The sequence below is a fragment of the Nonomuraea sp. NPDC049684 genome (assembly GCF_044465345.1).
GTDB lineage: Bacteria > Actinomycetota > Actinomycetes > Streptosporangiales > Streptosporangiaceae > Nonomuraea.
In genome coordinates, this window is record NZ_JBITLO010000014.1 from 295783 (window position 1) to 306977 (window position 11195).

The 11195-nt window shown below is 69.6% G+C and carries 10 protein-coding genes and 2 rRNA genes; 1 reads left to right on the forward strand and 11 read right to left on the reverse strand.

Translation table 11 applies throughout. The annotated features are described in order from the left end of the window. Positions 1-8 precede the first annotated feature (8 nt). From rodA to ACIBST_RS36830, 9 genes are all read right to left on the reverse strand, one after another. Positions 9-1172: a rod shape-determining protein RodA gene (rodA, locus tag ACIBST_RS36790; RefSeq protein WP_397178174.1), complete on the reverse strand. Its 1164-nt coding sequence runs from the start codon at positions 1170-1172 to the stop codon at positions 9-11. Then, a complete protein-coding gene (mrdA, locus tag ACIBST_RS36795; protein WP_397178175.1) occupies positions 1169-3217 on the reverse strand; it encodes a penicillin-binding protein 2 in 2049 nt (682 codons plus the stop codon). The genes rodA and mrdA overlap by 4 nt, the downstream gene beginning before the upstream one ends. Next, on the reverse strand, positions 3214-3678 hold the full coding sequence (mreD, locus tag ACIBST_RS36800) for a rod shape-determining protein MreD (RefSeq protein ID WP_397178176.1): 465 nt from the start codon (positions 3676-3678) through the stop codon (positions 3214-3216). Before mreD ends, mrdA begins: the two co-directional genes overlap by 4 nt. A 90-nt stretch (positions 3679-3768) precedes the next feature. Further along, entirely contained in the window at positions 3769-4647 is an 879-nt protein-coding gene (mreC, locus tag ACIBST_RS36805; protein WP_397178177.1) for a rod shape-determining protein MreC, read from the reverse strand. Next, positions 4647-5678: a rod shape-determining protein gene (locus ACIBST_RS36810; protein WP_397178178.1), complete on the reverse strand. Its 1032-nt coding sequence runs from the start codon at positions 5676-5678 to the stop codon at positions 4647-4649. The genes mreC and ACIBST_RS36810 overlap by 1 nt, the downstream gene beginning before the upstream one ends. Positions 5679-5951: 273 nt before the next feature. Next, positions 5952-6362, reverse strand: coding sequence for a nucleoside-diphosphate kinase (ndk, locus tag ACIBST_RS36815; protein ID WP_352328453.1), 411 nt, complete (start codon positions 6360-6362; stop codon positions 5952-5954). Positions 6363-6528: 166 nt separating this feature from the next. Beyond that, a complete protein-coding gene (locus tag ACIBST_RS36820) occupies positions 6529-8115 on the reverse strand; it encodes a hypothetical protein (RefSeq protein WP_397178179.1) in 1587 nt (528 codons plus the stop codon). A gap of 11 nt (positions 8116-8126) precedes the next feature. Continuing rightward, entirely contained in the window at positions 8127-8468 is a 342-nt protein-coding gene (locus tag ACIBST_RS36825; RefSeq protein ID WP_397178180.1) for a DUF4233 domain-containing protein, read from the reverse strand. Next, positions 8465-9790: a bifunctional folylpolyglutamate synthase/dihydrofolate synthase gene (locus tag ACIBST_RS36830; protein WP_397178181.1), complete on the reverse strand. Its 1326-nt coding sequence runs from the start codon at positions 9788-9790 to the stop codon at positions 8465-8467. Before ACIBST_RS36830 ends, ACIBST_RS36825 begins: the two co-directional genes overlap by 4 nt. Positions 9791-9945: 155 nt before the next feature. Here ACIBST_RS36830 and ACIBST_RS36835 point away from each other — a divergent pair, with 155 nt between their 5' ends. Next, a complete protein-coding gene (locus ACIBST_RS36835) occupies positions 9946-10779 on the forward strand; it encodes a carbohydrate-binding protein (RefSeq protein ID WP_397178182.1) in 834 nt (277 codons plus the stop codon). A 141-nt stretch (positions 10780-10920) separates the two neighbouring features. On the opposite strand, the gene rrf is transcribed toward ACIBST_RS36835, so the two are convergent. Continuing rightward, positions 10921-11037, reverse strand: a 5S ribosomal RNA gene (gene rrf, locus ACIBST_RS36840). A 72-nt stretch (positions 11038-11109) separates the two neighbouring features. After that, a 23S ribosomal RNA gene (locus tag ACIBST_RS36845) occupies positions 11110-11195 on the reverse strand; the annotation flags it as partial.

The following is an 11195-nucleotide window of genomic DNA, read 5'->3' on the forward strand; positions in this document are numbered from 1 at the left end:
TTACGCGCTCAGTTGAACGACTGCCGCCGCACTCTGATGGCCAGGAGCAGCCCTACCGCCATGAGGTTCGCGAACGTGGCAGTGCCGCCATAGGACACGAAAGGCAGCGGCAGACCGGTGATCGGCATGATCCCGATCGTCATCCCGACATTGATGAACGTCTGGAACGCGAACCAGCACACGATCATGCCCGCGACCAGCGTGCCGAACCGGTCGTCGCAGTGTCTGGCGACCTTCAGCCCGCGCAGCAGCACCACGCCGAGCAGCAGCACCACGGTGACCGACCCGATGAACCCGAACTCCTCCCCCGCCACCGTGAAGATGAAGTCGGTGTGCTGCTCGGGCACGAACCGCCCGGTCGTCTGCCCGCCGCCGAAGAGCCCCTTGCCCAGCAGTTGCCCGGAACCGATCGCGATCAGCGACTGCGTGCTGTTGTAGCCCACCCCGCGCGGATCGACCTTCGGATCGACGAACGCGGTGAACCGCGCCACCTGGTACGGCTCCAGCAGGTTGAACCAGAACACGCAGAACACCCCAGCCGCCGCCACGAGCACCAGCCCGACGATCCACCGCTTGCGCACGCCCCCGATCACCAGCCCCGCGGCCGTGATCACGGCGAGCACGAGCGCCGTGCCGAGGTCGGGCTGCAGCATCACCAGCCCCATCGTGAGGCCCGCCGCGACCAGGGCCAGCGTGATGTCCAGGCCGCGCGGCCGGTCGCTGCCCTCGGCGGGCTGGGCCAGCAGCATCGCGATGATCAGCAGCAGCCCGACCTTGGCGAACTCCGACGGCTGCACCGCGAACCCGCCTCCGAGCAGGATCCACGAGTGCGATCCGTTGATCGTCGCGCCCAGCGGCGTGATCACCAGCGCCAGCCCCACCAGCGACACCAGGAACACCAGCGGCGCGTAGGCCCGCATCGCCCGATGGTCGACCATCGCCACCACGGCGCACAGCGTCACGCCGATGACCTCGTTGAGCAGGTGTTTCTTGACCAGCCCGGTGGCGCCGGGCGCCCACGTGCGGGTCGAGGACCACACCAGCAGGGTGCCGATCAGGCACAGCCCGGCCACCGCGACCAGCATCAGGCCGTCCATGCGGCGCACCACCGAGTGCTCGCCGATCGCCCGCTGGATGAGCGAGGGCCGCCGCGCGGCCACGGCGCGGTTCATTGGTGGATCACCGTCCCGTCGGGGGCGAACTTCGGCAGCTTGGTCGGAAGCCTTCCGCCGGGCACGGCGGCCGGCTCCCCCTTGAAGCCGTAGATGCCCTCGTAGATCTCGCGTGCGGCCGGCGCCGCGGTCGAGGCGCCCATGCCGCCCTGCGACACCATGACGACCACCACGAACTGCGGATTGTTGGTGGGCGCGAACGACGCGAACCACGAGGTGTCCTTCTTGCCCCACACCTCCGCGGTACCGGTCTTGCCGCCGATGCGTACCTTGTCCATCGGGAAGCCGGTGAACGCCCCCGCCGCGGTGCCGTCGGAGGGCACCTGGCTCAGCGCGTTCTTGATGTAGAGGCGTTCCTTGTCGCTGATCGGCAGCTTGCCGACCACCGGCACGTCGATGGTCTTGACCACCTTGCCGTCGGGCCTCACCTGCGCCCACCCGATGCGCGGGCTGCGCACCTTGCCGTCGCTCACCAGGGCCATGTACGCCCGCGCGAGCTGCATCGGCGTCACCAGGACGTCGCCCTGCCCGATGGCGAAGTTGGCCGAGTCACCGGGCCGCAGCAGGAAGCCCTCGGTGCAGTTCTCCAGGGCCAGGCGTTTGAGGAAGTCGGCCCGCGCCCGGTCCTTCTCCTCCGGATATCCCTTGCGCGACCGCTCGCAGCTCGTGGCGCTGGTGCGGTTCCACAGGTCCTTCTTCCAGGCCCGGTCGGGGATGCGCCCGGAGGACTCGCCCGGCAGGTCGACCCCGGTGGGCCGGCCGAAGCCGAAGGCCCTGGCCGTGTTGGCGAACACCTCCTTCGTGCGCTTCTTCGGGTTGCGCCCGCCGTCCTTCAGGTACTGCTCGTACGCCGCCCGGTAGAAGATCGTGTCGCACGACTTGACCAGCGCCGTGTGCAGGTTCATCTGCCCGAGGCCGATGCCCCGGAAGTTGCTGAAGGACCGGTCGCCCACCATGTACGCCCCGGGGCAGTCGTACGTGCCGTTGAGCGGGTACCCCGCCCGCAACATCGCCGACACCGACGACACCTTGAACGTCGAACCGGGCGCGAACTGCCCGTTGATCGCCCGCGAGACCAGCGGCTTACCCGACTTGTCCGACAACAGCCACTGGTACCCCTTGGCCGAGATGCCACCGGCCCAGATCTCCGGGTCGTACCCCGGCGCGCTGGCCACCGACACCACCCGCCCGGAACGCGCGTCGAGCACCACCGCGGCGCCGCCGTCGGCCCCGGGCGCGTTCTTCATCGCGTGGGCCAGCGCCTTCTCCGTCACCGCCTGCACCCGCGCGTCGATGCTGGTCACCAGATGGTCGCCGGCGACCGGTGGCACCTGCTCCTCGACCCCGAGGGCCTTGCCCATCCGGTCGACCTGCACCCTGCGCAGCCCCGACTTGCCGCGCAGCGCGTCGTCGTAGACGTACTCGATGCCGTCGCGCCCCGCCAGGTCGACACCGGAGAAGCTGGCCTTGAGCCCCTCGCGCTTCTCCAGCTCCGCCTCGGTCACCGGCTGCAGGTAGCCCAGCATCTGCGCCCCGGCCCGTCCGCCCGGGTACTGCCGTACGGAGTGGATCTCCGCGGTCACCCCCGGGAACTCCTCCTGCCGCTCCAGGATCTGCAACGCCTCGCGCGTGTCCACCTTCTCGTCCAGCGGAACCGGCTGGTACGGCGACCCCGTCCAGCACGGCTTGCCCACGCCCGGCCCGCAGGGCGTGATGCGCTGCCGCAGGTCCTTGACCGGCCGGTCGAGCACCGAGGAGAGCCTGCGCAGCACGCTCATCCCCCCGCCCGGCATCCTGTTCAGCTTCGTCCGGTCGACGGACACGACCAGCGCCGTCCTGTTGCGCACCAGCGGACGCCCCGACGAGTCGAGGATCTGCCCCCGCACCGCGGGCACGATCACCGTGCGCGTCCTGGTCTCCATCGCCCTGGTCACGAACTCCTGGCCGCGCACGACCTGCACCTGCCACAGCCGTACGGCCAGCACGACGAGCAGCAGCACCACCAGGACGTGCAGCACCAGCAACCTGGTACGCATGCGGATCATGTCGAGTACCTCGGCTGTCTCCCCCGGGTGGCCAGCCAGATCACCACCGGCGCCACGATGAGCGTGTAGAGAACGGTGACCGGCACCTGCTGGGTCAGCGTCGCCAGCGACACCCGCGGATCGGACAGCAGCCCGGCCACCCCCACGGCCACCAGCGGCGCGATCAGCACGCACAGCACGACGGTCGTCGCCGGCCCGCCCGCGCCACGCCCCGCCACATAACCGACCACGGCCAGCACGAACGCGTACTGGCCCATCAGGTGCGCCGTCGGCGGCACCAGGTCCACCAGCAGCCCCGAGAAGAACCCGACCATCGCCCCCGCCACCGGCCCGCGGTCGAGGGCCATGCCCACCACCGCCAGCAGCACCAGGTCAGGCGCGCCGCCCGCCGGCAACGGCAGCCGGTTGACCAGCATGACCTGTGCCAGCAACGCCAGCACCACGACCATCGCCCCGATCACCGCGCCTCCGTCCCCGCCGAAAGCAGCACGCTTCTCATCCCCCGATCACCACACCAGCAGCGGCCTCGCCGGAGGCCGTGCCGTCGCCGGTCACCGCGCCCCCTCCTTGACCGGCAGCACCGCGTCACGCGGATCCCGCTTGGGCCCTTCGACCACCACCCCGACCACGTCGAGCGCCGTCAGGTCGGCGAACGGCCTGGCGTAGGCGATCCGGGTCAGCTCGCCCGGCGTCGACTCCACGCGCTCGATCACCCCGATCGGCACCCCCGGCACGTACGGACGCCCGTTCTTGGAGCCGAAGCTGACGATGCGACCGCCCCGCTCCATCGGCGCCGTCGAGTCGAGCAGCCGGAACTGCACGAGCCGCCCGTTCTCGCCCACCCCGTGCACCACGCCGATCTCCTGGCCGCCCTCCAGCCGCCCCCCGGCGGCCGAGGCGGGGTCGCTGAGCAGCAGCACCGTGGAGGTGGCGGCCGAGGCGTGGATGACCCGGCCGACCAGCCCGTCACCGTTGAGCACCGTCATGTCGGGACGCACCCCGTCACCGGCGCCCACGTCGATCTGCACGCTGTCCTCGAACCCCGGCTGCCCGCGCCTGGCCACCACATTGGCCGTGACCACCTTGTAGCCGCCGGTGCCGGAGAGGCCGAGCAGCTTCTTCAGCTCCGCCGAGCGGGTGGCGTCGAGCGTGCTGGAGGACAACCCGGCCCGCAGCCTGGCGTTCTCCTCCTGCAGCTGCTCGATGTGCCGCTGCGCGCTGGGCGCGCTGGCCAGGGCGTGCAGGAAGCCGCCGACGGGCCGCACCACGCCCCCGCCGAACCGCTCGGCCGCGCCGAACACCCAGGACCCCGCCGAGCGCAGCGGACGCAGCGGTGAGCTGTCGCCCGCACGATGGTCGATGGTCAGGACGACCAGCGCCGCCATCAGCAGCACTCCAAGGATCAGCCGGGCCCGGCGCGAATCTCTCATCAGTGCCGCGACTCCGGAACGAGCACCTGCTGCAGGGCCTCGAACTCCTCGGCGCACTTGCCCGAGCCGATGGCGACCGAGTCGAGGGCGTTCTCCACCAGGTGGACGGGCATGCCGGTCTCGGCCTTGACCCGCTCGTCGAGGCCCTTGAGCAGGGCGCCGCCGCCGGTCAGGGCGATGCCGCGGTCCATGATGTCGCCCGACAGCTCGGGCGGGCACTTGTCGAGAGTGGTCTTCACCGCGTCGACGATCGCGTTGACCGGCTCCTCGGTGGCCTTGCGGATCTCCTCGCTCGACACGATGATCGTCTTGGGCAGCCCGCTGACCAGGTCACGCCCCCGCACCTCGGCGTGGGACTCCTCGCCGTTGGGGCAGGCCGACCCGATCGCCATCTTGATCTCCTCGGCGGTGCGCTCGCCGAGCATCAGCGAGAACTCCTTCTTGGCGAACGTGATCACCGCCTGGTCGAGCTCGTCGCCGCCGATCCTGATCGACTGGCTGGTGACCACGCCGCCCATCGAGATGATGGCCACCTCGGTGGTGCCGCCGCCGATGTCGACCACCATGTTCCCGGTGGGCTCGTGCACCGGCAGCCCGGCCCCGATGGCGGCGGCCATCGGCTCCTCGACGATGTAGACCTTCCTGGCGCCGGCCTGGTATCCGGCTTCCTTCACCGCGCGCTGCTCCACGCTGGTGATGCCGCTCGGTACGGCGATGATGATGCGCGGCTTGGCGAAATGGCGTCGTCTGTGCACTCGTTGGATGAAGTAGCGCAACATCCGTTCGGTGACGTCGAAGTCGGCGATCACGCCGTCCTTCAGCGGGCGGACCGCGACGATGTTGCCGGGCGTACGACCGATCATTCGCTTTGCCTCGATGCCCACCGCCACGATCTTGCCTGTGGTGGTGTTGATCGCTACGACTGACGGCTCATTGAGCACGATGCCCCGGCCACGCACGTATACCAACGTGTTGGCGGTGCCCAGATCGACCGCCATGTCACGGCCGAGAAACGCGAGCTTGCTGCCCATGGGGAACGGAGCCCTCCGTATCGTCGTTCGCGAATGACTACGGATCGAATTCGAATCGTAACGTGACGTACCCACCAGTGAGCGCAATGAGCCCTCGCGCTCCACAAAAATCTCCAGCCCCTACCTCAACCTGGATTTTGCCCGAATTGCACCCACACGACCGGATCAACTGCGCCCGTGCCTGTCAGACTCGGTGAACGCTACAACGCGGCGCCGACAAAAAGACGCGCCCGCACGGCGTGAAGCCGGCGGGCGCGCGGGTGAAGCTGACTGCTAGAAGCGGTCGGGGAAGAAGATCTTGATCTCCCTGGCCGCGGACTCGGGCGAGTCGGAGCCGTGGACGACGTTCTCGCCGATCTCCAGGGCGTGGTCGCCGCGGATGGTGCCGGGGGCGGACTTGACCGGGTCGGTGGCGCCGGCCAGCGCGCGGAAGGCCTCGATGGCGCGCGGGCCCTCAAGGACCATGGCCACGAGCGGCGCCGACGTGATGAAGTCGACCAGCTCGCCGAAGAACGGCTTCTCGGCGTGCTCGGCGTAGTGCGCCTTGGCGGTGTCGGCGTCGAGGGTGCGCAGGTCCATCGCCACGACCTTGAGGCCCTTGCGCTCCACGCGGGCGATCACGTCACCGATGAGGCCACGCTTCACCCCGTCGGGCTTGATCAGGACAAGAGTGCGCTCGGACACGTGTGGTTCTCCTTTGAACAGATTCGGGTCGCGGCTACGGGCGCCTGGCCTGACCACGAGGGCGCTCCGCGGGACACGGGCCCTCGCGTCGCCATAGCCGTCGCTCAGCTTACCGTCCGCGTCCACACCCTCGGCGCCACAGGCATGACGCGCGTGGGCGAGGACTTCAGGACCGCTCGCCGTCCTCCGGCGAGGGCGCCTGCGGCGGCACCGCGGGCACGGGCTCGCCGGGCTCGACGCTCTCGTCCTCCTCCGGCGCGGGAGAGCCTTCGGGAACGACCGAGCCCCACGTCGTGACCGGCTCCTGCGCCGCGGCGCCGAGCTCGCGGCCGGCCCCGACCGCCACCGCGACCTCCGCCGGCTCGCCACCCGACGGCGGCTCATCCTCCCGGGACGCCCGCCGCCCCATCACCGCCGCCAGCACGATCACGCCCACCAGCAGGAACCCGCCGATCAACGCCCACCAGTGCAACGCGCCCACGAAACTGTCCACCAGTTCCTGGCGCGACCCGACGCCCTCCAGCATCCACATCTGCACGCCGGTCCCCAGCAGGTAGCCCGCCAGCACCCCGGCGATGCCCAAGGACAGCCCGAACGCCGCCGCCCCGATCCCGACCTCGCCGAGCGTGGCCGTGACCGCCACGGTCGCGCCCACCGCGAGCAGCGTGAACGGCACCGCCAGCACCAGCCCGTCGGCCGACGGGACGACCAGCCGCACCGAGCACAGACCGACCACCATCGCCAGCAGCCCGAGCGGCGCCGCGAGCCGTCCCCCGCCCTTGGCGAACAACCGCACACCCACCCCGGCGACGACCGCGAGCACCGCCGCCACCCCGAACGGCGTCCACAGGCCGCGCAGCCCCGGGCCTCCCAGACCGCCCATCTCCACCAGCGTGACCTGCGCCGTGCTCGGCAGCAGCACCACCCCGACGGCCACCATCGTGTACGCGTGCGTGCGGCCCTCCGCCCGGCCGATCGAGCCGAGCGCCAGCAGCCCGGCGATCGCCACCCCCGCCAGCAGGATCACCGGGACGACACCCCACCCGGCGCTCGCCGTGCTGATCGCCACGACCGCGATGCCCGCCGCGGGCACGGCCGCGAGCAGCAGCCGGCTGCGCTCCCTGGCGTCCGGCGCGGGCGCGGGCGGCTGCCCGTCGATCCTCCAGACCACCAGGTACGCCGCCGCCAGCGCCAGCCCCACCCCGGTGGCCATCGGGTACGGCTGCAGCGTGACCTTCCAGCTCGTCACGTCGACCAGCGGCCAGAGCGCGAACGCCTGGGCCTCCAGCAGGCTGACGCACAACACCCCGGCCCACAGGCCGCGCAGCGCGGGCGTACGGTCCCAGACCGCCACCAGCGTGGCCGGCACGATCAGGCCGCCGCCCACGCCGCGCAGCACGCGTACGACGCCGACGACCAGCTCGGAGGCCGCGTATCCGCCCGCCGCGTCGGCCACCGCCACCAGCGCGAGCCCCGCGACCAGCACGTGGGCCACCTTCATCCGCCGCAACGCGACGGCAGCGAGCGGCACCGTCAGCATCAGGGCCGGCAGCGCCAGCCCGTGCGTACGGCTCAACCCGATCTGGTCGAAGTCGCCCGGCAGCAGGTCGGCGACCACGGACAGCGTGTTGGGTATCGCGACGATCGCCAGCGGCAACGCCACGAGGACGAGCAGCCCGAGCACCACGTCGAGCAGCCAGGAGTGTCTGAGGCCAGCCGGATGCGGCGACCGTTGAATCGGGGGGACGGCCATGTAGGCCGACTTTAGCGGGAAGTCACGCCCTCGACACGGCGAGCTACGATAATCGCGGTGATCCACAGCGCCGCGAAGATCGCGCCGAGGAAGAACATGGTCGGCACGAGGAAGCCCGTGGCGATGGCCAGCACCTGGATGACGCTGCCCATGACGTACCCGAAGGGCCGTTTGAGCAGGCCCGCGGCGACCACGCACAACACCAGGAGCCCGATGCCCACCGCGACGGCGAGCGCGGGGGCCACGCCGCCCACCGTGATCGCCACCGGCGTGATGAGCCCGGCCACGATAGCCTCCATGCCGAGCACACTCGCGCCGAGCCTGCGCATGCCCGGTGTGACCTCGAAATTCATCTCACACCATCCGCTTTGAGCAGATGCCGGGCATCGCCGGCCGTCACCACCGAACCGGTGATGAACACCCCGGTCCCGCTGAACTCACCCTCCGCGTCGGCGATGCCGATGCCCCGGTCGATGGCCTCGTCGAGCCGCTCGACGACGTGCACGCGGTCCTCGCCGAACAGCGGCACGGCCAGCGCGGCGAGCTCCTGCGCCGACAACGACCTGGGCGAGGAGTTACGCGTCACCACGATCTCGTCGAGCATCGGCTCCAGGAGCTCCAGCAGGGTCTCGACGTCCTTGTCGCGCATAACGGCGACCACGCCGACCACCTTGGCGAAGTCGAACGCCTCGTGCAGCGCCTCCAGGCTCGCCTCCAGCCCGCCGGGATTGTGCGCCGCGTCGATCACCACCGTGGGCGTGCGCCGTACGACCTCCATCCGGCCGGGCGAGGCCGCCTGGGCGAACGCCTGACGCACCAGGTCTGCGTCGAGCGGATCGTCGCCGCCGGTCAGCGCCTCGACGGCGGCCAGCGCGCACACCGCGTTGCTGGCCTGGTAGCTGCCGTAGAGCGGCAGGTAGATCTCGTCATAGACGCCCTTGAGCCCGCGCAGGGTGAGCAATTGCCCGCCCATGGCCATCTCCCGGCCCAGGACGCCGAACTCCAGCCCCTCGCGCGCCACCACCGCGCCGACCTCGGCCGCGCGGCGCATCAGCACCTCGGCCGCGGCCAGCTCCTGCTGAGCGAGCACGGTCGTGGCGCCCGGCTTGATGATCCCGGCCTTCTCCCCGGCGATGCTCGGGATGTCAGGCCCCAGACGGTCCATGTGATCGAGGGAGATGGGCGTGATGACCGACACCAGGCCGTCGGCGACGTTCGTCGCGTCCCACGACCCGCCCATGCCGGCCTCGATGACCGCGACGTCGACCGGCGTGTCGGCGAACGCCGCGAACGCCATGGCCGTCAGCAGCTCGAAGAACTGGATGCGCCGGTGTCCCTGCGCGTCGGCCAGCTCGACATAAGGGGCTATCTCCTCGTAGACCTCGGCGAAGCGCTCCTCGCTCAACGGCTCGCCGTCGACCGTGATGCGCTCGCGCACGGTGACCAGGTGCGGGCTGGTGAACCGGCCCACCCTGAGATTGCGCTCGCGAAGCAGCGCCTCGGTCAGCCGCGCCGTGGTCGTCTTGCCGTTGGTGCCGGCGATGTGTATGACCGGGTACGCCCGCTGAGGCGAGCCGAGCAAATCCATGAGCGCAGCGATCCTGTCGAGCGTCGGCTCGAAGTCCCACTCGACGCCCCGCTCCAGGATGGCACGTTCAACCGCACGATAATCCACCCCTCAACCCTACTGACCACGCGTAGCGGTCTGGACGCGGGGCAAACATATCGTGAATCGTATAGAAAATTAGAGGGTACTCACCTCCGCCGCAGGGTGCCACCTTGGAGAACAGCCTGCTCTACCCCCCAGCAGGCGCTTTCAAGGAGGCCATCGTGGAAGGCGAGAACACTCGCGAGGAAAGGCAGCGCGGAATCACCAGAAAGGCGCTGTTCAAGGCGGCTCTCATAGCGACACCGGTCCCGTTCCTGATCGGCGAGGTGCCGGCCCTGGCCCGCACCATGGCCGGGACCGGCCAGCAGCTTGAGCCCACCCCGTTCTGCGACGACGGTGACGATCTCACGATCTCGCAGACCGAGGGCCCCTACTTCAAGCCCAACTCCCCCCAGCGCTCGACCCTCCCCGGCTCGGGCACCCCGCTGACGGTGAGCGGATACGTGTTCGGACTGTCCTGTCAGCCACTGGCGAACGTCCTGCTCGACTTCTGGCAGGCCGACACCAACGGCAACTACGACAACGTCACGTACAACTTCCGTGGGCACCAATACACGAACGCCCAGGGGGCCTTCAAGCTCACCACCATCGTGCCCGGCCTCTACCCCGGCCGTACCCGGCACATCCACGTCAAGGCGCAGGCTCCGGGCCGCGGGATCCTCACCACGCAGCTCTACTTCCCGGGCGAGCCGCGCAACAACACCGACAGCATCTACGACCCGAGACTGCTCATGAACGTCCGCCCGGTCGGGTCCGGGAAGGAAGCGACGTTCGACTTCGTCCTCAACGTCCAGGGCGTGCCCCCCACTCAGACTCCTACTCCCACGCCCACGACGAGCCCGCCTCCGGGCGGCGGAACCTGGAAGGTTGGGGTGACCTACCAGGCGGGTGACCAGGTGACCTACGGCGGATCGACGTACCGGTGCCTGCAGGGGCACACCTCAATGGCCGGTTGGGAGCCACCCAACGTGCCGGCCTTGTGGCAGCGCGTCTGATCCACTGGTCCCCGAACGCAAAAGAGGGCCACCCCGGCTGCTGGGGGTGGCCCTCGTTCGTGTTGTCATGCCTATGAGCTTGTCATGCCGATAAACGCGAAGAGGCCCCACACGCTGTGTGTGGGGCCTCTTCGAAAGATTGTCCGGCGGTGACCTACTCTCCCACACCCTCCCGAGTGCAGTACCATCGGCGCAGAGAAGCTTAACTTCCGGGTTCGGAATGTAACCGGGTGTTTCCTTCCCGCCATAACCGCCGTAACCCTATGAAACACACAAACAACAACTGTTTGCTGTCTCAGAATTGCCTAGTGGACGCGAGCAAAAAGCTTTGAGGTCAAGTCCTCGGCCTATTAGTACCGGTCAGCTCCACACGTTACCATGCTTCCACCTCCGGCCTATCAACCCGGTCGTCTACC